The organism is Peribacillus muralis, from assembly GCF_001439925.1.
GTDB lineage: Bacteria > Bacillota > Bacilli > Bacillales > DSM-1321 > Peribacillus > Peribacillus muralis.
Window position 1 is genome coordinate 71330 of record NZ_LMBV01000008.1, and the last position, 21846, is coordinate 93175.

Here is a 21846-nt window from a genome sequence, read left to right on the forward strand (position 1 = left end):
TTTGATCGCTGATTGATCAGCGGATTAAGTATGCCTTTTTTCACGGTGCAATTATGCATTGTGAATACCTACCTTAAGACTGCTTCCTTTTCCATAATTCGTGTAACATGTAGGTGTTACGGCGAAAAGCATGGTGGGATTTGTCCTATCATGCTTTTTTGTTCTATTCAGGTTTATTTGACCTGCCTATTTTGTTATCGATTTTAGGTCTTTAACAGGCCGTGCCCGCAGGAGCTTTCTACTCAAATGGCTAGTTCATTTGTAAAGGTAGGGGGGACTTTTGCGGGCATTTTTTGGATTTAAGGAGAATATCACACTCATTCAAGGAGGATCATGCTATGAATACGATGACTTATGAAAAATTACAATATATCCAACTAAAAGAAATGGTGAAAAACCATTGTGTAAGTGGTTTAGGGAAGGAATTATTGGATCGGCTTCAGCCAAGCAGCGTGTTGAAGGTTGTTAAGAACCGATTGAACGAGACGACGGAAGCAAGGAACTTATTGAACGCGGAAAGTCATATTCCTTTAAAGGGCATTTCCCATGTTGGCCTTCATATCGACAAACTGGAAAAGGGAATGATTTTGGAGCCAAGTGAGCTAGTGGCGATAGCCGACTTTTTGAGAGGCTGCAGGAATATCAAGACGTTCATGACCGATAAAGAGTTCTTTGCACCAACGCTGCACTCGTACGCGCATTCGATGACCGAATTCAGGAGCATCGAAGAAGAGATCCAATTCACGATAAAAGGAAATGCCGTTGTTTCTGAAGCCAGCAAGGATCTGAAGCGGATTCGGAATCAAATTAGCAAAACAGAAAGCAAAATAGAGGAGCGGCTGAATAAGTTTTTGAAGAGCGGGGCCAATAAAGAGTTCATTCAGGAATTCTTCATCAGTAAAAAGGATGATCGGTACACCATTCCGATCAAAGCCTCTTATAAAAACCAGGTGGCGGGGACGATTGTGGAGGTTTCGGCAAAAGGGGCCACCGTGTTCATCGAACCTGCCACCGTGACGAAATTGAATGCAGAATTGGCCAGCTTCAAAGCGGAGGAAGCGATGGAGGAGTATCAACTTCTGGCCACATTATCCGGCACGGTTTTCGAGCAGCTGAAACCGATCAAGATCAATGTTGAGCTGATCAGTCAATATGATATGATCTTCGCAAAAGCCAAGTTCAGTAAAAGCATGGATGCGATCGAGCCGAAAATCAATGATCATGGGTTTATCCGATTAACAGGCTGCAGGCATCCGCTTTTACCCGCGGACAGTGTACCATTGGACTTCGAGATCGGGCACGATTATCGCAGTTTGGTCATTACAGGACCTAATGCCGGGGGAAAAACCGTCGTCCTGAAGACGATTGGCATCCTTACGCTGGCTGTGATGTCAGGGCTTCATATTGCCGGAAAAGAGGGAACGGAGCTGGCTGTCTTCGATCACATATTTGTCGACATTGGTGATAACCAAAGCATGGAAAATGCGCTGAGCACGTTTTCGTCGCATATGAAGAACATCTCGGAAATCCTGCTTGCTGTATCCAATAACTCGCTGCTGCTGTTCGATGAAATCGGAAGCGGAACGGAACCGAATGAAGGCGCCGCGTTGGCGATTGCGATACTAGAGGAATTTTATCAAAAGGGATGCATCACCGTTGCCACGACCCATTACGGGGAAATCAAGCGCTATTCGGAAATTCACAGTGATTTCATGAATGCGGCGATGCAGTTCAACGGTGAAACACTGGAGCCAAAATATAAGCTGTTGATCGGGCAATCCGGCGAAAGTAACGCCCTATGGATTGCGAAAAAGATGGATATACGCCAAAAGGTTTTGCAAAAGGCAAAACACTATATAAACAATAAAGACTATGACTTGGAACGTGTCCAGGAAGGGAAAATCAAAAAAGCGAAAACGGAGATTCCTTCAAAAAAATCAATATCTGACTTTGCCGTCGGTGACAAGGTAAAGGTAAGCGGACTTGAAGGATATGCGATCGTCTATAAAAAGAAGGATTCATTCAATAATGTCGTCATTCTTTTTGAAGATGAATTCAAGGAAGTTCATGCAAATAAACTGGAGCTTGAAATAAAAGCCGTCGACTTATATCCGGAAGGCTATGATCTGAATTCCCTATTCGTCAGCTATGAAGAAAGGAAGCTGAACCATGACCTGGAGCGGGGATCGAAGAAAGCATTAAGAAATGTCGCGGCGGATATGCGGAAGAAGCTAAACGAATAAGAGAAGCAAAAAAACAACGTTCATATCTGAATCCCCCCTTATTCGTTTGGAAAATAGGGAGGTAAGAAAACCGGGGCAAATTTCTGCCCCGGTTTTCCCGTTACCTTAGCTTTTGCAGGTTGCTTGTTTGGCTGATTAGCTTATATCATGAGAAGGGACCGCAAAGTTTAAGAGAAGCTAGCCCAATTCAATTAACAGAGTGCGAAACGTGAGTTATATAGTAGGGTGGCGAAAACGTATGGATGAGAAGGATTGTTTAATACTGCAATATTTATTGAAAGACCAGAATCTAACAAAAGCCGCAGAGAGACTTTACATGACGCAACCTGCCTTAACGTACCGCGTAAGACAAATTGAAAAGGAATTCATTTGGGGTTTAAATAACTGAGTAAGCACCGAATCTATCTATTTTTTAACTCTATTGCCTTGCCTCAGCCTTTTTTCCTCTGACAGCCATGTCTCTAAGATTGCTTTTCACTTCTAGGTCTCTACTTCAAATACGTATCCGAAATGATGAATATATGGAAAGTGTATACTGGCATTTGATTCGCACCCATTTTGACGAAATTCGACAAAGTTTTCCTAGCTGTTGTAAGATGAATGAAAAAGCCAGAAGTGGGGCGAGTGTGTTGGTTCATTTATTACCATCGCTGTTTGAAAAAGTGGGGATCATCGTCATTGCTGCGTTCCTGCTTTCTTATATGAAGCCGTTTCGGCAGATGATCGGCCATGAACATCGAATGTCAAAGAAGATCATGATCATCGTCCTCTTTGGAATATTCGGCATCATTAGTAACTATACCGGGATCGAAATCGGAAATCATGATATACCGTTGGGTGATTGGCATACCGAAATCGCTCCCGATAACGCGATTGCCAATACAAGGATCATGGGCGTGGCCATCGGCGGCTTGCTTGGTGGGCCATTCGTTGGCTTGGGAGTCGGTTTGATTGCAGGACTTCACCGCTATACTCTCGGCGGTTTTACAGCAGGGGCATGTGCGATTGCGGCGATTTTGGCTGGAGTCTTATCGGGGTTTTTGGGGAAAAATCGGCAAAAGCATATGATGGTCACGCCGTGGTTTGCCCTCCCGATTTGCATGGCTCTGGAAGCGCTCCAAATGGTCATCATCCTGGCAACGGCCAAGCCATTTGAACGGGCGTGGGAGCTCGTTCAAGTAATCGGCCTCCCGATGATTTTCATCAACGGCTTTGGCACGTTATTATTCATGCTCATCATTCAATCGATCACGAGGGATGAAGCACGGACGCGGGCCGTTCAGACGAATTTGGCATTCCTGATCGCCGATCAGACATTGCCTTATTTCCGCCAAGGGTTGAATCAGATCTCCTGTAAGAAAATTGCCCAAATCATACTTGGGCTGACTGAAGCCGATGCCGTGGCCATTACCAATGAACATAGCGTACTTGCGCATGTTGGGGCAGCGTCCGATCACCATTTTCCAAAAGAAGGAATCGCGACGGGCATAACGAAAAAAGCCCTTGAACAAGGGAAGATCATTGTGGCCAAAACAAAAACAGACATTAATTGTTTTCATGAGCAATGCCCATTGCAAGCAGCTGTAGTCCTGCCTTTGCAGGTCCAACAGAAAACGGTCGGGACGTTGAAGATGTACTTTAAGCATCCTGATAAGTTAAGCCAAGTGGAGCAGGAGTTGGCTGAAGGCCTGGCGAAGCTTTTCTCCACCCAGCTGGAGCTTGCCAAAGCGGAAATGCAGACGGAATTATTGAAGGATGCCGAAATCAAGGCTTTACAGGCTCAAGTCCATCCTCATTTTCTGTTCAATGCAATTAATACGATTTCCGTTTTATGCCGCACCGATGTCGAAAAGGCAAGAGGCTTATTATTGGAGCTGAGTGCTTTCTTTCGCAGCAACTTACAAGGCGCTAGGCAAATATTGGTGCCGCTTGAAAAGGAATTGGAGCATGTTCATGCTTACTTATCGCTGGAGCAGGCCCGATTTCCGGATAAATATCATATCGACTTTCGTATTGAGCCAAAACTTAAGGAGATTCCAATTCCTCCGTTCACGCTGCAGCCGCTTGTTGAAAATGCGATACACCATGCGTTTCCACATGTGAAAAACAAAGGGGAAATCATCATTCAAGCATTTGTTAAGGACGATATGATGCACATTGTTGTGGAAGATAACGGAAAAGGAATGGCAGGCGAGAAATTAGTTGAATTAGGAAAGCGTGCTGTAAATTCTAGTAAAGGTACAGGAACGGCCCTTTATAATATCAGTGAACGGCTGGAAGGAATCTATAAAGGTCAGGCAAGTCTCGCGATAGAAAGTGAAATGGGGCACGGGACACAAGTGAAAATATCAATACCACTCAATGAAAAAGGAGCATATGTCAAAGATGTTGAAAGCATTTATCGTAGAGGATGAACCACTCGCAAGAGATGAATTGAAGTATCTATTGAAGAGAAGCAGGCAAGTTGAAGTCGTGGGAGAGGCCGAGGGGATAGATGATGCCATGAGGGATATCTCCCGCCTTAAACCGGAACTTGTCTTTTTGGACATTGAGCTTGCGGATGGAAATGGTTTGCACTTGGCAAAGCGATTGGCAGAGCTTGACCCCGCACCTTCGCTCATTTTTGCGACCGCTTATGATGAATTTGCCCTCCAGGCCTTCGAATTATATGCATTCGATTACTTGTTGAAGCCTTTTGATGAAAAGAGGATTCGACAAACCTTGGACAAGCTCGTCAAAGTGCGTAAAGCAGGCGAAGGCGAACCCGGGATGAAACCTCCGCTTCGGACCGCGGTGGAGCAGACAGGGAAACTTGCCGTCGAAATCGATGACCGGATCGTGTTGATTGACCGCAATTCGATTTTATTCATCGGGCTCATAGAAGGAAAGACGATCATTAAAACGGAAGAATCTGAATATAAAATTGGCGAGCCGCTCATCGTATTTGAAAGGAAGCTCGATCACCGCTCCTTTTTACGGGTGCATCGCGGATTTATCGTCAACATGATCCATATATCGGAAATACAGCCTTGGTTCAATTCGACGTATAACCTCATTATGAGTGACGGGTCGAACATACCCGTAAGCCGCACATATGTAAAGGAGCTAAAGCAGCTTATCGGTTTTTAATATTTTTCATAATTCTGCATTTTAGCTTCCTTATGATGCAGTCCAGCCCCCATAATCTGCATTGTAGCCTGAAAACCCTTTGAATCCGCTTTCATCATGATATCATCAGTTTACGATGTAAGAAATAGAGGGGGTTCATATATGAATGCGGTTACAATTGTCATAGGCTCAATCTGCATATTAATGATTGCCTACCGTTTATACGGGACATTCATAGCACTGAAAGTATTAAAACTAGATGATTCCAAGCCAACACCGGCCCATACATTGGAAGATGGAAAAGATTATGTACCAACAAATAAATGGGTGGCATTCGGCCACCACTTTGCTGCGATTGCAGCGGCGGGTCCACTCGTTGGTCCGATCCTTGCTGCACAATTCGGTTATTTGCCAAGTTTGCTATGGCTATTGATCGGAGCTGTCATCGGCGGAGCCGTCCATGATGCCGTCGTGCTTTTTGCATCGATGCGGAAGGACGGCAAATCGCTATCGGAAGTTGCCAAGGAAGAACTTGGCCCAGTCGCAGGCTTCTGTACAGGACTTGCAATGCTTTTTATCATTACCATCACGATGGCAGGACTTTCGATGGTAGTTCTGCATGCCTTGGAGAATAATCCATGGGGGACGTTTGCTGTCGGGATCACGATTCCCATCGCCATGGGAGTCGGTCTGTATCATAAAAAAACCGGCAACTTAAAAGGTGCGACCATTGTCGGCTTCGCACTCATCATGGCTGGGATTTTACTTGGACCAAACATTCAAGGAACGGCCCTTGGTGAACTATTGACACTGGAAGCAAGTACACTTGCCATCATTCTGCCAATTTACGCCTTCTTCGCAGCGGCATTGCCCGTGTGGCTGCTGCTTGCACCACGTGATTACTTAAGCACCTTCATGAAAATCGGTGTGTTTGCCGCTTTGATAATCGGCGTGTTCGTGGTGAATCCAGAAATTCAATTCCCCGCGTTCACCGAATTCGTCAATGGCGGAGGCCCGATTGTCGCCGGTCCTGTGTGGCCATTCATTTCGATAACGATTGCCTGTGGAGCCATTTCAGGATTCCATGCATTCGTTGGCTCCGGCACAACGCCAAAAATGTTAAACCGCTGGAGTGATATCAAATCCGTCGGCTTCGGAGCGATGCTTGTCGAGTGTGTCGTTGCCATCATGGCACTGATTGCGGCAGTTTCACTGCAGCCAGGTGATTATTTTGCGATTAACTCAACACCTGAAGTCTTTCAAACATTAGGCATGGAAACGGTACACCTTAATGAACTAAGTGAAGAAATCGGTATTAACCTTGAAGGACGGACAGGCGGGGCCGTAACCCTTGCTGTCGGGATGACCTATATTTTCACGGAAATTCCCTTCTTTGACAAACTGGCTTCGTTTTTCTTCCAGTTCGTCATCATGTTCGAGGCGGTGTTCATTTTAACCGCAATCGACTCAGGAACACGTGTGGCCCGTTACTTGATCCAAGACTTCTTCGGCGAATTTTATAAACCTTTAAAGAAAGTCGACTGGCTGCCCGGTAACATCTTCGCCAGTGCACTAGCCTGCTTCATCTGGGGCTATCTGCTCTACTCCGGTGACATCAGTTCGATCTGGGCACTCTTTGGCGTATCCAACCAGCTCATGGCGTCAATCGGTCTCATCATCGGCGCGACCGTCGTATTGAAAATCGCTGAAAAACGCTGGTATATCTGGACATGCCTCGTACCACTTGCATACCTTTATGTAACGGTTAATGTAGCAGGATACTGGATGGTCAAAAACGTATACCTGAACCCGGACTCGGCAGGATTCAGCATCCTGAACGGAATATTATCAATCACCATGCTATGCCTCGGCTTGGTCATCCTCATCTCGGCCCTGAAAAAGTGGCGCGAGCTCTGGAAAATCCCGCAAGCCGAACTATTGCGAAGATCAGCATAAGAAATCGCAAAGTTGAGGATATAGTCCTCAGGTCAAGCGCAACCTTAAAAAGGAAAGTATCAATACCCCCAAATTTGTTAATGATAACAAATGAGGAGGTGTAATACGATGGCAAAAGATGTTTTATGTGAGGTAAATAATTGTGTACACTGGCATTCTGGAAACAAATGTAATGCTGAAGCTATTTATGTAGTGAGTCATAAAGGGAATCATGCATCCAATAGTAAAGAAACGGATTGCAAAACATTTGATCCAGGCGTTTAAATCATTGAGGGGAGGTAACCATCATCTGGTTACCTTTCTTCTATTTTAGTATTGATAATAAAAATCATTTTCATTCAAGAAAATTGAAATTCCTTATTTTTTTCTTCATGAGGTCGTGGGATTGGCCGAAATTCGGGTCTTTTTGAAGGAAATCTAAATTCACGAATAAAGTGGCCAAACTCACGAATAAAAGCACCCAATTCACGAATAAAAGCATCAAACTCAAGAATAAAAGCAACAAACTCACGAATAAAGTGGCCAAACTCGCGAGTAAACTCCCCCAATTCACGGATAACGCTCCAAACTCGTTAAAGAAAGCCCCAAACTTCCCCAAATTCATAAGAAACGCAAGAAGTTTGCAAATAACGGCTCAAAATGGCGTGAGAAACTCACGAAATTCTGTTTAAAACCCAAATTCGCGAGTAACTCTCCTAACTCGTGAAAAAAAGCATGAAACTCCCAAAAGATTCAGCTTCTATAATAAGTTTGTCTATATTCATGTGGTCGTCAGCTTGGCGTAGACAATGAAAAACAGAGTTAATTCACCGATTATGACTATATTGGGTACGAAGAAAAGTAAGTTAAAAATAAAAAAGACTGCTAATATCCCTATAAATATCGCTAAATGATACATTTGCAATTGGTGTTGCTTACGTCTGTATTGGTGAAATACAAAAGTGGTGGATAGGAAATAGAGCAGGACGGAACCGAAAGCGAAATACACGTTAAACAAATAATCGACCTCATGTAAAAACAATAATCTGATGGCTGCTGCAATCATGCTTAAGGACATTAGAATAAATAGGTGACCGTAAATGATGATTTGGCCGGACGTTTGTACAGATTTGTCGATTTTCTTCTCGAGGTTATCAAAATATTGCCACCACATCGATATGATCAGTGTAAATGAAAGGATTGCATAGGCGATTGAATCCCAATTGCCTTGTTTAGGTTGAATGACCGCGATCGTGCTAATAAGGGCCTCGCCAAAGAGAATGATGGAAAATAGACCAAATCGCTCTAACAAGTGGGGTGTATTCGTAGGAACCTTAACCAAACATTTTCTTCCAACGATCGGGACGATGATATCGATCAGGATGCCCAAATACAGCACAGCATATCGCAGCCACGAATCAAAAAGGACGGAGAATAATGAAATGACGATTCCTATCCAAAAATACTTTCCTAAATAGAGTGCCGCTTTTTTTCGAAATCCCTCTTCCGTACGCTGTACAACAAGATATTGGATAGCGGTCACAACTCTTAAGCCGATATACCCAATTAAAAAAGAAAGATAATAAGCATCAAAATCAACGGATAAGCTTGATATCATAATGAGGACAAAAAACATTTGCACGATCAAAAAAAGCCGTTGATGAAATAAGTCATTCCCGAATCGGTTGATGAATATCGTTTGACCTACCCAAGCCCACCAGATAGGAATAAAAATCAAGACGAACTTCAGTAAATACTCAGGATGGATATATCCATCTTCAATATGCAGTAAAACATGAGTGGCGCCCGCAACGGCGGCAACAAATAATAAATCATAAAAGAGCTCTAACCAAGTAACCTTCTTTTCATCCATTTCCTGCACTCCTCCCAATCTCCTTACGTATTCTAGTATGTTGGAAACATGCATAAATTGAAAGAGCTTTGGAGCATTAATTCAAGAGTTGAGCTTCATAGGAAGCCAGCCTTAGCCTGTAATTAGGGATAACGTCACTGTCTATAAATTGGTACATTATGGTATTATAGTCTAAGATTTCAAAAAAGGAGGAATCGAATGACAAATACCATCGGGCTTATTTGTGGGAGTTTACGGAGAAATTCTTATAATCGTATCATTGCTCAATCATTGGCCGAAATGGTTGATGCGTACCAATTTCGTTGGATTGACATTAATGATCTCCCTTTATTTAACGAGGACTTAGAATCAAGTGGCGTTCAAGAAGCCGTGACATCTTTTAGGTCTGCCATTCACGACGTCGATGGTGTCATTATCGTAAGTCCTGAGTACGATTCAGGAATTCCAGGCGTTTTAAAAAATGCATTGGACTGGGCCTCAAGACCTCGGTCTGTTCTTAACAGAAAGCCAGTCGGCCTAATCGGCGCAACGCCAGGAGGATTAGGAACTGCTCTGGCACAACTGCAAATCAGGCAAGTACTGGAAGCCATGGAGGTCCGTGTGCTCCCATTTCAAAAAGTGCTGATTTCGCAAGTACATAAAAAGATCGATTCTGATCAGTTTGTGCTTACTGACGAACATACAAAACATCAACTTGAGCGTTATTTGCAACAATTCATAGATTGGATCGACCACACAAAAGTTTAGATTAATAGAGGGGGTGGGGAAGAATTTCCTGATGCCCTTCAATAAAAGGAGGAATGTAAAATGTCTGATCTCTATTCTCGTCTTTCCAAGGATGATGCGGCCGTTCTGCTTGTTGACCATCAAACAGGCCTTATATCCGGCCTGGTGCGTGATTATGGTGTTGATGAATTCAAGAACAATGTTCTGGCACTTGCTAACACCGCCAAGTTTTTTGATTTACCCGTTATTTTAACAACAAGCTTTGAAAACGGACCAAACGGACCGCTCATGCAGGAATTGGAGGAACTATTTCCTCACGCACCCAAAATAGCAAGACCAGGACAAATTAACGCATGGGATAATCAAGATTTTGTTAAAGCGATCGAGAAAACTGGAAAAAAACAACTTATTATCGCGGGCGTGGTTACGGATGTCTGCGTTGCTTTCCCTGCACTATCCGCCATAAACGCTGGTTATGAAGTGTTTGCTGTCACGGATGCCTCTGGAACATTCAGCAAACAGGTAGCTGATGCGGCATTATCGCGCATGGCCCATGGGGGTGTGCAGCTGATGAACTGGTTTAGTGTCGCCTGCGAATTGCAACGTGATTGGCGCAACGATGTCGAAGGCTTTGGGGCGTTACTTTCCAGCCAGCTTCCGGGCTATCAAAACATCATTGGCAGCTACCGGGGAGCTCAGCGCGACCTCAGCAAGCAGATCTAACTCCATACGAAGAAAAGGTTTCGGAATGTTTTCTCGCCGAAACCTTTTTTGACTTCCAACCATTTTTTTATCAAGTTGTACGTTTTACACCACGATGGCTGCAGGATGCAAGAAAAATTTGTAATATTATGATATATTATATGTTATGGGTGTCTATGAGGTTTATTTAGTTTACTAGAAAAACAATTCTTAGGAGTAGAAAGGGTTTAATGAGTATGAAAAGATTGACGACGGAAGATGTGGCGAGAATTGCTGGTGTTTCACAGTCAACGGTTTCGAGGGTTTTAAATGATTATCCGTATATTAAGAAGCATACCCGTGAAAAGGTTCTTGCTGTCATTGAAGAACTGGGATTCACAAGGGATGAAATTGCCCGAAGCCTTGTTGAAAAAAGAACGAAGTCGATAGGGTTAATATTAGGGAGCATTTCCAACCCGTTCTTTGCCGAGACGGCTGAGGTCATCATCGAAAGAGCCCAGCAATTGAAATATGATGTCATCGTTTATAATACGGGGCATAAAGATGAAAACCTGGAGCAAGCCATCAATTTATTGATCGGTAAACGAGTTGACGGTATCATCCTCACAAGTGTTAGTAAAAATTATACTGAAAAAATTAAAAAATTACATGATAATGGATTTCCGGTCTTATTATATAATAGCTTCCTGGAAATTGAAGATGTCAACTTTATTGTCATGGACAATAATAAAGGAGCGAGGCTAGCCGTCCGGCACCTGTTGGGATTGGGACATGAAAAAATCGCAAAAATATCTGGACCTTCGAAATACTTAGCCACTTATGAGCGAACCTTGGGCTATAAGCAGGAGCTGACGGAGAATGGATATGAAATCGATGAGGATTTAATTTTCAATAGTGAATTTTCCTATGATGAAATTTATTCATTCACGAAAAAGCTTTTGAAGAATAAGGACAGGCCGACGGCAATCATCGCAGCTTCCGATCAAATGGCCCTCGCCGTTTTAGGCGCAGCTTCCAGCCTCGACATGAAAATCCCGGATGATTTATCGGTTATCGGCTTTGATAATATAAAGCTCGCTTCCAATGAGTTCATAGGGTTAACGACCATATCGCAAAAAATGGATCAAATGTCATTGACAGCACTGGAAAAACTGATTTATATGATTGAACATAAAGAAGAAGCAGCTTCATCAATCCAAATTTTCCTAGAGCCTGAATTAATGATTCGTCAGACAACAGGACCAGCCGCAAAACAAGATCGAGTGTAATGACCGGTTTTGGGGGTGGTCTCTAGTATTCTTGATTAAAGAATTTGTATTTTTACTATTTACAAAAGTCAGAAAGTTGTATATATTTTAATTTGTAATCGATTATGCGTTCCATTTTTTGAATACGTATTCAAAAAAATGCGGGATTCGCAAAAATCTCCTCGATGAGGTAAAGCTGGGTGATAGATTGGAGCTTAATCAATTATTTAATTTAAACGGTAAAGTGGCGATCATTACTGGCGCAAGTAAAGGAATCGGAAAAGACTTGGCGATAATGCTTGCGCGAGCAGGTAGCGATATCGCTATCATAGCCCGTAATGAAGAGCAGCTTGAAGAAGCTGCCCATGAAATTGAACGAGTCGGTGTGAAAGTTTTACCTGTCTCTTTTGATTTAACGAAGGTGGAAGACACGGCGCATGTAATGGAACGGATATACAAGCATTTCGGCAGGATAGATATCTTAATTAATAATGCAGGCATCAACGTGGCAAAGCCGGCTGAAGAGCTGACACCACAAGATTGGGATAAGGTACTGGACATTAATTTAAAAAGTGTATTTTTTACGAGCCAAGCAGCAGGGAAGTATATGATCGACCAAAAAAAAGGCAAGATCATCAATATGTCTTCACAAATGGCATTCGTCGGCTATTACAAGCGGGCAGCGTATTCCTCCAGCAAAGGAGGAATAACACAGATGACGAAAGCGCTGGCAATAGAGTGGGCGCCGCATCAAATCAATGTCAATGCCATAGCCCCAACCTTCATAGAGACACCGATGACGAAGCAGATGTTTGAGGATGAAACCTTTAAACGTGAAGTATTGGGCAGGATTCCTCTCGGCAGGCTTGCTAAAACGGAGGACCTATTCGGCGGCGTGCTCTATCTGGCTTCGAGCAGTTCAGATATGATGACAGGCCAAACATTGGTGGTTGATGGCGGTTGGACGGTCTGGTGAGATTTTTGAATACGTATTCAAAGGAGGATGAAGAATGTTTGCACATATAAACCACGATTTTCGGATGCCGACAGTTTTCCGCTTTGGTGTTGGGGCATTTGCGACGTTAGCGAAAGAAATTGAAACGATTGGTGCCAAGAAGGTTGCGATCGTTAGTGACAAAGGACTTGAAAAGGTGGGCGTCGTTCAAAGGGTGGTCGAGCTTATTGAACCACTTTCCGTGCCAACCGTCACTTATACGAATATTGCCGGTGAGCCAACGTTTCAGCTATTGCGAGATGCTGTAGAAACGCTTCAAGCCGAGAAATGCGACTTGATCATTGGAATTGGCGGGGGAAGTGCGCTGGATGTCGCCAAAGCAACAGCTGCTTTATGCGGGAAAGATGATATCAGCTCGTATTTAAGTGGTGCGAAAACGATTGAATCCCGGGCGGTGAAATGCATCCTTTTACCGACAACCTCCGGAACAGGTTCGGAAGTGACGTTGAATGCCATTTTCGGTGATGAAGAGCAGCAGGTTAAAAGAGGGCTCGTAAGTCCAGCGTTCCTTCCGGATGCAGCGATCATCGACCCGGAGCTGACCATTTCCTGCCCGCCTCGAGTGACCGCGGCATCAGGGGTGGACGCATTTACACATGCGATTGAATCATATATCGCCATCAAGTCGACACCGCTCACGAAGGTCTACTCAGAAAAGGCGATGAAGCTATTCACTTCGAACATTACTAGAGCTGTCCACAATGGAAATGACTTGGAGGCACGGATTGGGATGAGCTGGGTAAGCTCGCTCGCCGGTGTGGCGCTTGCAAATGCAGGAGTGGGAGCGGTTCATGCACTCGCATATCCATTAGGCGGAACATTCCATATTGAGCATGGAGTCGCAAATGCCCTTTTAATGCCATTTGTTTTCGAAGTGATCGGAAAAACCTGTACGGAAGAAATGATTGAAGTAGCGTCCTTTTTACAGCTGGGCGATTACAAATCACGACCGCATCAAGCATTAAAGGCAGTTGTTGCTTACATGTATCAGCTTCTGGAGGATCTGGATTTACCAACATCGTTATCTGAACTGGGGATTGATGAAGGCTCATTACCGATGCTGGCGGAACAAGCGGCCAAAATCGATCGCCTGCTCTCGAATACTCCTTATAAGCTAAATGAACAAAAGATCCTTGGAATCTATCAAAGCGCCTTTAAAGGAAGGGAGGGAAACTAAGTTGATTGGTACCGATTCAGATAAAAAGAAATTATTCATCGGGGGCGAGTGGCTGGAAGGAAACAATCATTACGATCTTCGGTCTCCTTTCTCGGGTAAGGTGATCGCACAAGTTCCTTTGGCAGAAAAGGAAACCGTTTTAAACGCGATTGAATGTGCCGAACGTGGCGCGAAGGAAATGAGAAAGCTGACGGCGCTTGAGCGTTCAACCATTTTGGAACGCGCAGTCGCACTATTTCAGGAAAGACTTGAGGAATGTGCATTAATACTCGCTAAAGAAAATGCCAAGCCATTGAAAGCGGCGAGAGGGGAAATAGTACGAACGATCGAAACGTATAAGTTTGCGGCAGAAGAAGCAAAACGGATCCATGGTGAAACGATTCCGATGGATGCCGCTAAAAACGGGAAAGGCCGTTTTGCTTATACGAAGCGTGAACCGCTTGGTGTCATTGCTGCGATCACACCCTTCAACTTTCCGTTTAATTTAGCAGCACATAAGCTTGGCCCTGCGTTTGCTGCAGGTAACGCAGTCATATTAAAGCCAGCTTCACAAACGCCGTTAAGCGCAATCATGGCCGCGGAAATCTTTGAAGAAGCAGGCTTGCCTAAAGGAGCGCTCAATGTCGTCACAGGTAAGGGAAGCGTCGTCGGCGATGTTTTGGTCACTGATCCTAGAATTAAAATGGTTACGTTTACAGGAAGTGTCGACGTCGGTTTGGGAATCAAAGAAAAAGCGGGTTTGAAAAAAGTGACATTGGAGCTTGGTTCAAATTCAGCTGTCATCATTGACAGTGCTGATGACTTGGATGCCGTTGCAGCGCGTTGTGTCGAAGGTTCCTTTGCCTATTCAGGTCAGGTATGCATCTCGATCCAGCGAATATATGTACAAGAAGATTTACATGAAGCATTTTTACAAAAATTCACGGAAAAGACGAAGCAGCTCAAGATTGGCGATCCGGAATCCGAAGATACAGACCTTTCCGCACTGATTCATATTAATGAAGCGGAACGTGTGGAAAAATGGATTGAATTGGCTAGAATGGCTGGAACGGAAATCGTTTATGGCGGGCAAAGAACAGATGCAGTCCTTCATCCAACCATTATCAAAAATGCAGGGTCAACACAGGAAGTATGCTGTCAAGAAGCATTTGCCCCGATCGTTTCAGTGAACGCCTATAAAACATGGGATGAAGCAATCGAGCTTGTGAATGATTCTTTATACGGCCTCCAAGCAGGGGTGTATACGACATCCATGCCAAAAGCGTTCGATGCCGTTGAACGGCTTGAAGTCGGCGGGGTCATCGTCAATGACATCCCATCCTTCAGGGTGGATCAAATGCCATACGGCGGTGTGAAAAACAGCGGAACAGGCAGAGAAGGGGTTAAGTATTCAGTCGAGGAAATGACGGAATTGAAGCTTGCCGTCTTTACGCTTTGAATAGATTGAAATTTATAAAAAATAACGAACGTGGAAGGGGAAATTAAAAATGACAGTACAAGAACCTAAAGTGAAAAAAGCGGTAACGAATGAGGAAATGGAAAATAATTGGATCGTTCGGTTTGATGAAATGAAATCAAAAGGCATACCGTTAATGTTCATTGATAGCATAATTCCGGGTCACCAACGGATAAACTATACATTAATTGGGGATACAGCAAGTGAAAATGATAACTTCACACCAGAAATCACCGAGCCGCATGGTTTCCAAATCGGAATGGTAAAGGCCCAGAAAGGAAACGGACCTGCATACCATACGCATGATTACATCGAATCCTTTCTTCCGCTTTCAGGAAAATGGCGTTTCTATTGGGGAAAAGGACCGGATGAAATTGAAGGCGAAACTATTATCAATCAATGGGATCTAATTTCATTACCGCCAGGCTTATGGAGAGGCTTCGAAAACATCAGTGAAGAAGATGCCTGGATCTTCGCCGTGCTTGAACAACATCAAGTATTTGATGGAAAAGACCCTTACTGGGCTCCAAAAGTGATTAAAGATGCAGCTAAGTATGGCTTTCATGCCAATGATTTAGGAAAAATGATTAAACCGGATAACTTCGAAGAGCTTGAAAAGGAAATCGCCGATAAATTGAAAATGGGAGAAAAATAAGCATGGCTAAAGTACCGCTCATTTTGCTTCCTGGTACGCTTTGTGATGAGCGCTTGTGGGAAATGGTGAATCTATCAGATCTTGCTGAAGTGAAAGTCTGTGATGTATCCAAGGCTGATACGATAGAAGGATTGGCAAAGTCAGTATTGGAAGATGCACCTGAAAGGTTTGCCCTTGCAGGCTTATCCCTGGGTGGCATCATTTCTCTTGAAATCATGCGTCTTGCACCGGAGCGGGTCATGAAGCTAGCGTTGCTTGATACAAATCCAAACCCTCCCCAACCTGAACAAATCTCAGGTTGGGAGAGGTTTATCGAAATGGCCAATAATGGCCAATTTCTCGATATTACACGCAAGTACCTTCTCCCGGTGTTAATCCATCAAGACCGGAGACATGATGAAGCATTAGTATCAAAGATTATCGATATGGCGGAGAAAGTCGGAAAAGTTGGGTATATCAATCAGTTAAAGGCCGTGATGACGCGCTCTGACCAACGTTCCATCCTTTCTACTATTGACTGCCCGACGATGATTTTGGTAGGCAAGGAAGACATGGTCTGTCCTGTTCAAATGTCTGAATTTCTAAAAGAAAAGATCCCGGGCGCGAGATTGGAAATCGTAAATCATTCAGGTCATTTAAGTGCGTTAGAGCAGCCAGGAAAAGTAAGCGCTCTATTGAGGGATTGGTTAATGAAGGGTGAGGAAAGATGAAGCAGAATGCAACAAAGGAAAAAATAAAACGTGGGGAACAGGTTCTTGGTGCATTTTTAGGGATAAATTCCCCTCCTTTAGTCGAAATGCTTGGGTATGCAGGCTTTGATTTTGTCCTAATAGATGACGAGCATGGTGCATTCAGTCCGTCAGAGCTTGAAAACATGATCCGTACGGCAGATTCTGTCGGGCTTGACCCGATCGTCCGGGTTTCCTATGACCCTTCCAGTATCCAAAAGGCTTTGGATCGGGGCGCAAAAGGTGTACAAGTACCAATGGTCAATACGAAAGAAGAGGCACTTGAAGTCGTTAAGCGGGCTAAATTCCCTCCATATGGAAATAGGGGGGTATCGTATTCGACCAGACCTGCACGTTACGGAAAAGAAAGTGGAAAACCCTATTTAGATGAGAGTAATGAAAATGTTATGATAATTGTGCATATTGAAACAAAAACTGCTGCCAGCAACTTTGAAGCCATTGCCACGGTGCCTGGAATTGACTTAGCCTTTATCGGATCGACGGACCTCTCGGTGAACATGGGCTATCAACTAGAAGGTGCGAGTCATCCGGACGTGCAAAAGGTCATAAATCAACTGTTCACACAAGGGAGAGAACTAGGTGTTCCAATCGGTACGGTTGCCGGTAATAGCGCTGCTGCAAATGATGCATTTGACAAAGGCGCCCAATACGTTGGGGTCATATTGAATAATGTGATTACGTCTGCATTAAATGATGTTGTCTCGTCAAGCAAACCAGTGCACCCTATTAAATGATGTTGAAGAGGAGTTAATGGGATGACTAAATCCACAGAGACCGCCGATGTGAACGAGAAAAAAGCTGTACCAAGGAAGATACTACGTTCTGATAATGGGAAAATCCATTATGGATATAGTGAAGAGGTTAATAGATTAGGATTTCACGACTTCAATGAGTTTAGTAAAAACCTGAATCGCAAGCAAAGCATGGATGGTTTTGATCCACAGTACTTAGACATAGTGGATTACATTATAAAAATCACTCATCAAATTTGGGAAGAGCGAGGCATTGGCGTTATTTACAAAACGTACCATAATAATGTCACCATGCATTGTGGGTCATTGAATGTACAAGGGATGAATGCGGTTATCTCCAATACCCTGCAAACATTACATGCCTTTCCAGATAGAAGATTAATAGGAGAAAATGTTGTCTGGTCTGGAAACGATAAAGATGGCTTTTATTCCTCCCACCGAATTAACTCCACTGCAACGAATTTAGGGGACTCGTCTTTCGGGTCTGCTACAGGTAAAAAGGTGAATTTTAGAACTACTGTCGATTGTGTTGTTCACTCGAACCGCATTTATGAAGAATGGTTGGTGAGGGATAATCTTTATCTTGTTCAACAGCTTGGTTTCGATCCTCATGAGGTTGCAAAAAAACTGGCGCAAAACTCTAAAAGTAACGCATCTTCCTTACAACTTAGCTACGGTTTAAGCGAGACGATGAATGGTCAATTGATGCCAGCCTTATTTGAACCAAAATCCGCTCAATTCGATATTGGAGAAGTTATTTTGGATATGTACAATAAGGTTTGGGAATGGCGATTATTCAATCTAGTGAGTGATTATTATGCAGATCACGCAGTTGTACATTACATTTGTGATAAGGATCTTGTCGGCTACGATCAAATTCAAGGAATGCTCGTCAGCCTGTTGGCATCCTTCCCGAATGCCAAGTTTTTGGTGGACCGTGTCACTTGCAACCCGTTAGATGATAATGATGCTTGGGATGTATCTGTAAGATGGCGCCTCCAAGGATTACATGAAGGAATAGGCTACTTCGGACAACCTAGTTGGAAACCGGTTGAAATTCTAGGAATCACTCAGCTGCGAGTAATGGAAGGTAAAGTAGTTGAAGAGTGGATCACCTTTGATGGGTTGGATGTCCTTAAACAGATTTACTTGAACACAGAAGAACCTATTGAAAAATCCCATCAGGAAGATCTTTAATCTTCTGGATTTTTGTTTGTAGATATTATGTAATGCACAAAAAAGCATAATGAACTAGGCGTCAATTACGACTGAAAATGTATTTGAGAAAACATGGTGATTTTATTTTAGAAATGTACAATAAGGTATGGGAACGGCGGGATAACGTTTGATGGTATGGACGTTCATGCCGATCAAGAAAAAAAGGACGTGTGGAAAATTGACAAAAGTAGATGATAGTAAAGTGATGGAAAAGAAAGAATCACTAGATTTTAACACCACACAAAATAATCATATAGTTCTTCATGACAAAGTTTTTTACGGAGATAATTCAGAGGTAAATCGTTTAGGCTACGCAGATTATAATGAATTTTCGAAGAACACAATCCGAAAACAAAGCATGAGGGGTTTCGATAGTACCTATGTAGACATTGTGGATTATATTGTGAAATGCACCCACCGCATTTGGGAAGAAAACGGTTTCGGCTTGATCTATTCCCACTACCATAATGAATCGATTTTACATGCAGGATCACTTAATTACTATGGAATCAATCATGTGCTGTCTAGTTCCATTCAAATGCAACATTCTTTTCCTGATCGAAAGGTAGTAGGCGAACAAGTCATTTGGTCAGGAAATGATCAAGATGCATTTTATACATCTCACCGTAGCTTGTCATTGGGGACAAATCTAGGAGCAACAAGTTTTGGACCAGCGACAGGTAAAAGGGCATCTTTTAGAGTGATTGCAGATTGTGTTGTTCATTCTAACAGAATCGTAGAAGAATGGCTTGTAAGGGATTATCTTCATATAGTGAAACAGTTAGGATATAATCCGGTCGAGATTGCTAAAAAACTCGCTCGCACTTCTCAAAAACAGTCTAGTTTCGGGAGACCTGAAGCGATGGAAGGTCAATTTATGCCTGAAGTATACACTAAAAAGCATGAATATTTCGAAATTGGAGATTTTGTTTTAGAGATGTACAATAAAATTTGGGAACAGCGATTATTTAATCATGTAAAAGATTACTACGCAGATCATGCAGTGGTCCATTACATTTGTGATCAAGATATAGTAGGGCACAATAAAATCCAAGGATTGCTTGTTAGTTTATTTGCATCGTTCCCAACGGCAAAAGTAATCCTGGAAAGAGTTACGTGCAATCAAGGTGAACGTAATAAAGAGTGGGATGTTGCAGTAAGATGGAGATTGCAAGGTATGCATGAGGGAATTGGCACGTTTGGTTTGCCGAGTGGAAAGCCAATTGAAATCCTTGGAATTACTCATCTGAAAGTTCGCAATGAAAAAATAGTTGAAGAATGGATCGTATTCGATGGGATAGATGTATTGCGGCAAACCTTTTTAGACACAGAGGATGAAACTATTTAATTGATGCATGTCCACCGATTGTTTATACATGAATCAGCTTTCTAATGCCATATTATATATTACTTTGAAAAGGAGCCTTCTTTTACCTTTTAAAGGGAGAGTAAAGGGGGGGGGCTATTTTTGGGATATTTTTATTTACATTAGTTAGAAAATTGTTTATATTCTATACTATCAATCATTTTGAATGCGTATTCAAAATCAATTCTACCTTGGTGATACAAAACCGGTTGAACAAATGATATCTCAAGTTTGATTAAGTACTGACTTAAGTAAGGATATTAAACCCAAATTGCGGATTTTAAAATCTAACAAAAAGGATGGTTACTATCATGACAGAAAAAAATTCAGGTTCAATCGAATTGGCTGTAAAAGAGGAAAGAACAGGTTCAAGCAACGTGGCTGCAAAAGAAGCAAGGAAAACGAGTCAACCGGCCAAGCGATCGTCCAACTACATCTTCTATGCGGATGCAGATGAAGTGAATATGCTCGATACAAAGGATGACTATGATTACATAAATATAGAAGAAACGAATCAAAAGAAACAGCGGATGAACGGTTTTGACCCGCAATATAATAACATCGTCGATTATATTGTGAAAATTACGCGTCAAATCTGGAAGGAAAAAGACATCGGCCTGATTTACGATACGTATAGCACTAGTATATCTGTACATAAAGGCTTGATTAATAGTCATGGGGTTAACGAAGTCATTTCAGGGACGCTGCAAACCTTGCATGCTTTTCCGGATCGGAAAGGGCTGGGATGGAGTGTAATCTGGTCAGGGGATGATGAAGCAGGATTTTTCACTTCTCATCGAGGACGTTCCGTAGCAACGAACCTTGGCGATAGTTTATACGGTCCGGCCACTGGAAAGAAAGTGATGTTCAGGACTAGCGCCGATTGCTTAATCTTAAACAATAAGATATACGAAGAATGGCTTGTGATGGATACTTATCATCTTATCCAGCAACTTGGCTTGGATCCGGTCGAGTTCGCTAAAAAAATGGCCAAAAGCACGCAGAAGCTTGCTCCATCGATCCAATTCGGCTTTAAGGAAACAGCCGAAACGGGGCTTCCTCCAAAGCTCTTCATTCCTTCTTCGGATGAATTCGAGATAGGTGAGTTCATGCAGCTTGTATTCAATCGAATTTGGGCTCGGCGTTCCTTTAATTTCGTTCGGGATTATTATGAGGAAAATGCCGTCGTTCATTATGTTTGCAACAAGGATGTCATCGGGGTAAGTGAAATTCAAGGAATGTTCATGAGCCTCTTTGCTTCTATTCCGAATGGGAAAGTGATTCTTGAAAGAGTAACGTGTAATAGACGAGGATCAGACAGTGATTGGGATGTAGCAGTACGCTGGAGAGTTCAAGGAGTGCACGAAGGGACAGGTTATTTCGGAGCACCGAGCGGAAAAGCCATTGATGTTGCTGGAATCAGCCACTATAAAATCCGTAATGAAAAAATCCTCGAGGAATGGCTATTGTTTGATGGTATGGAAGTGTTGCGCCAGATCCACTTACCTGATGAAAACGAATTGCAACAAGATGGTCAAGCCACGGTGGATGATGGGAATTTTACCGGCGTATCTTGATTAACCAGCAGCCGGATGTGCTGCAACCAACATTTTGATAAGGAGGA

The 21846-nt window shown here is 43.0% G+C and carries 20 protein-coding genes; 18 read left to right on the top strand and 2 right to left on the bottom strand.

The annotated features are described in order from the left end of the window. Positions 1 to 338: 338 nt before the first annotated feature. The 6 genes from ASU00_RS12260 to ASU00_RS24535 all read left to right on the top strand — a co-directional run bounded on the left by ASU00_RS12260 (position 339) and on the right by ASU00_RS24535 (position 7571). Positions 339 to 2243: an endonuclease MutS2 gene (locus tag ASU00_RS12260; protein WP_057913758.1), complete on the top strand. Its 1905-nt coding sequence runs from the start codon at positions 339 to 341 to the stop codon at positions 2241 to 2243. A 238-nt stretch (positions 2244 to 2481) separates the two neighbouring features. Beyond that, on the top strand, positions 2482 to 2631 hold the full coding sequence (locus tag ASU00_RS24530; protein ID WP_082630282.1) for a helix-turn-helix domain-containing protein: 150 nt from the start codon (positions 2482 to 2484) through the stop codon (positions 2629 to 2631). A 208-nt stretch (positions 2632 to 2839) separates the two neighbouring features. Beyond that, entirely contained in the window at positions 2840 to 4657 is a 1818-nt protein-coding gene (locus tag ASU00_RS12265; RefSeq protein WP_236712716.1) for a sensor histidine kinase, read from the top strand. Continuing rightward, entirely contained in the window at positions 4629 to 5372 is a 744-nt protein-coding gene (locus ASU00_RS12270; RefSeq protein WP_057913759.1) for a LytR/AlgR family response regulator transcription factor, read from the top strand. Before ASU00_RS12265 ends, ASU00_RS12270 begins: the two co-directional genes overlap by 29 nt. A 141-nt stretch (positions 5373 to 5513) precedes the next feature. Continuing rightward, entirely contained in the window at positions 5514 to 7307 is a 1794-nt protein-coding gene (gene cstA / locus ASU00_RS12275) for a carbon starvation protein CstA (RefSeq protein ID WP_057913760.1), read from the top strand. A gap of 108 nt (positions 7308 to 7415) precedes the next feature. Continuing rightward, complete coding sequence (locus ASU00_RS24535; RefSeq protein WP_064505156.1) at positions 7416 to 7571, top strand: DUF1540 domain-containing protein; 156 nt, start codon at positions 7416 to 7418, stop codon at positions 7569 to 7571. Positions 7572 to 7645: 74 nt separating this feature from the next. On the opposite strand, the gene ASU00_RS12280 is transcribed toward ASU00_RS24535, so the two are convergent. Both ASU00_RS12280 and ASU00_RS12285 read right to left on the bottom strand, forming a co-directional pair. After that, positions 7646 to 7855, bottom strand: coding sequence for a hypothetical protein (locus tag ASU00_RS12280; protein WP_152983749.1), 210 nt, complete (start codon positions 7853 to 7855; stop codon positions 7646 to 7648). Positions 7856 to 8067: 212 nt separating this feature from the next. Then, a complete protein-coding gene (locus ASU00_RS12285) occupies positions 8068 to 9159 on the bottom strand; it encodes a low temperature requirement protein A (protein ID WP_057913762.1) in 1092 nt (363 codons plus the stop codon). Between the two features lie 198 nt (positions 9160 to 9357). Between ASU00_RS12285 and ASU00_RS12290 the strand changes: the two genes are divergently transcribed. The 12 genes from ASU00_RS12290 (at position 9358) to ASU00_RS12345 (ending at position 21799) form a co-directional block, all read left to right on the top strand. After that, positions 9358 to 9906, top strand: a complete 549-nt coding sequence (locus tag ASU00_RS12290) for an NADPH-dependent FMN reductase (RefSeq protein WP_057913763.1) — start codon at positions 9358 to 9360, stop codon at positions 9904 to 9906. Between the two features lie 60 nt (positions 9907 to 9966). Then, positions 9967 to 10608: an isochorismate family cysteine hydrolase YcaC gene (ycaC, locus tag ASU00_RS12295; RefSeq protein WP_057913764.1), complete on the top strand. Its 642-nt coding sequence runs from the start codon at positions 9967 to 9969 to the stop codon at positions 10606 to 10608. A gap of 209 nt (positions 10609 to 10817) precedes the next feature. After that, positions 10818 to 11855, top strand: coding sequence for a LacI family DNA-binding transcriptional regulator (locus ASU00_RS12300; protein WP_057913765.1), 1038 nt, complete (start codon positions 10818 to 10820; stop codon positions 11853 to 11855). 118 nt (positions 11856 to 11973) lie between these two features. Beyond that, a complete protein-coding gene (locus ASU00_RS12305) occupies positions 11974 to 12810 on the top strand; it encodes an SDR family NAD(P)-dependent oxidoreductase (RefSeq protein ID WP_330219535.1) in 837 nt (278 codons plus the stop codon). 34 nt (positions 12811 to 12844) lie between these two features. Further along, positions 12845 to 14026, top strand: a complete 1182-nt coding sequence (locus ASU00_RS12310; RefSeq protein WP_057913766.1) for an iron-containing alcohol dehydrogenase — start codon at positions 12845 to 12847, stop codon at positions 14024 to 14026. A 4-nt stretch (positions 14027 to 14030) separates the two neighbouring features. Further along, positions 14031 to 15464, top strand: coding sequence for an aldehyde dehydrogenase family protein (locus tag ASU00_RS12315; protein WP_057913868.1), 1434 nt, complete (start codon positions 14031 to 14033; stop codon positions 15462 to 15464). A 49-nt stretch (positions 15465 to 15513) separates the two neighbouring features. After that, the gene (locus tag ASU00_RS12320; protein ID WP_057913767.1) at positions 15514 to 16137 is read left to right on the top strand and encodes a cupin domain-containing protein; all 624 of its coding nucleotides are present in this window, start codon (positions 15514 to 15516) and stop codon (positions 16135 to 16137) included. Positions 16138 to 16139: 2 nt separating this feature from the next. After that, positions 16140 to 16847, top strand: coding sequence for an alpha/beta fold hydrolase (locus ASU00_RS12325; protein WP_057913768.1), 708 nt, complete (start codon positions 16140 to 16142; stop codon positions 16845 to 16847). Beyond that, positions 16844 to 17620 carry an HpcH/HpaI aldolase family protein gene (locus ASU00_RS12330; RefSeq protein WP_057913769.1) on the top strand — a complete coding sequence of 259 codons (777 nt, stop codon included), beginning with the start codon at positions 16844 to 16846 and terminating at the stop codon, positions 17618 to 17620. The genes ASU00_RS12325 and ASU00_RS12330 overlap by 4 nt, the downstream gene beginning before the upstream one ends. Positions 17621 to 17641: 21 nt before the next feature. Then, positions 17642 to 18835 (top strand): ester cyclase, encoded by a 1194-nt coding sequence (locus ASU00_RS12335; RefSeq protein WP_082630286.1) that lies wholly within the window; start codon positions 17642 to 17644, stop codon positions 18833 to 18835. A gap of 151 nt (positions 18836 to 18986) precedes the next feature. Continuing rightward, positions 18987 to 20204 carry an ester cyclase gene (locus ASU00_RS12340; RefSeq protein WP_236712720.1) on the top strand — a complete coding sequence of 406 codons (1218 nt, stop codon included), beginning with the start codon at positions 18987 to 18989 and terminating at the stop codon, positions 20202 to 20204. A 329-nt stretch (positions 20205 to 20533) separates the two neighbouring features. Then, positions 20534 to 21799, top strand: coding sequence for an ester cyclase (locus ASU00_RS12345; RefSeq protein WP_057913770.1), 1266 nt, complete (start codon positions 20534 to 20536; stop codon positions 21797 to 21799). The last annotated feature ends 47 nt before the right edge of the window (positions 21800 to 21846 follow it).

Coding starts and splice junctions, on each gene's coding strand:
- ASU00_RS12300 (WP_057913765.1), top strand. CDS start 10,818: ATGAGTATGAAAAGATTGACGACGGAAGATGTGGCGAGAATTGCTGGT.
- ASU00_RS12285 (WP_057913762.1), bottom strand. CDS start 9,159: ATGGATGAAAAGAAGGTTACTTGGTTAGAGCTCTTTTATGATTTATTA.
- ASU00_RS24535 (WP_064505156.1), top strand. CDS start 7,416: ATGGCAAAAGATGTTTTATGTGAGGTAAATAATTGTGTACACTGGCAT.
- ASU00_RS12260 (WP_057913758.1), top strand. CDS start 339: ATGAATACGATGACTTATGAAAAATTACAATATATCCAACTAAAAGAA.
- ASU00_RS12270 (WP_057913759.1), top strand. CDS start 4,629: ATGTTGAAAGCATTTATCGTAGAGGATGAACCACTCGCAAGAGATGAA.
- ASU00_RS12330 (WP_057913769.1), top strand. CDS start 16,844: ATGAAGCAGAATGCAACAAAGGAAAAAATAAAACGTGGGGAACAGGTT.
- ASU00_RS24530 (WP_082630282.1), top strand. CDS start 2,482: ATGGATGAGAAGGATTGTTTAATACTGCAATATTTATTGAAAGACCAG.
- ASU00_RS12325 (WP_057913768.1), top strand. CDS start 16,140: ATGGCTAAAGTACCGCTCATTTTGCTTCCTGGTACGCTTTGTGATGAG.
- ASU00_RS12320 (WP_057913767.1), top strand. CDS start 15,514: ATGACAGTACAAGAACCTAAAGTGAAAAAAGCGGTAACGAATGAGGAA.
- ycaC (WP_057913764.1), top strand. CDS start 9,967: ATGTCTGATCTCTATTCTCGTCTTTCCAAGGATGATGCGGCCGTTCTG.
- ASU00_RS12335 (WP_082630286.1), top strand. CDS start 17,642: ATGACTAAATCCACAGAGACCGCCGATGTGAACGAGAAAAAAGCTGTA.
- ASU00_RS12340 (WP_236712720.1), top strand. CDS start 18,987: ATGGTATGGACGTTCATGCCGATCAAGAAAAAAAGGACGTGTGGAAAA.
- ASU00_RS12290 (WP_057913763.1), top strand. CDS start 9,358: ATGACAAATACCATCGGGCTTATTTGTGGGAGTTTACGGAGAAATTCT.
- ASU00_RS12265 (WP_236712716.1), top strand. CDS start 2,840: ATGAATGAAAAAGCCAGAAGTGGGGCGAGTGTGTTGGTTCATTTATTA.
- cstA (WP_057913760.1), top strand. CDS start 5,514: ATGAATGCGGTTACAATTGTCATAGGCTCAATCTGCATATTAATGATT.
- ASU00_RS12310 (WP_057913766.1), top strand. CDS start 12,845: ATGTTTGCACATATAAACCACGATTTTCGGATGCCGACAGTTTTCCGC.
- ASU00_RS12345 (WP_057913770.1), top strand. CDS start 20,534: ATGACAGAAAAAAATTCAGGTTCAATCGAATTGGCTGTAAAAGAGGAA.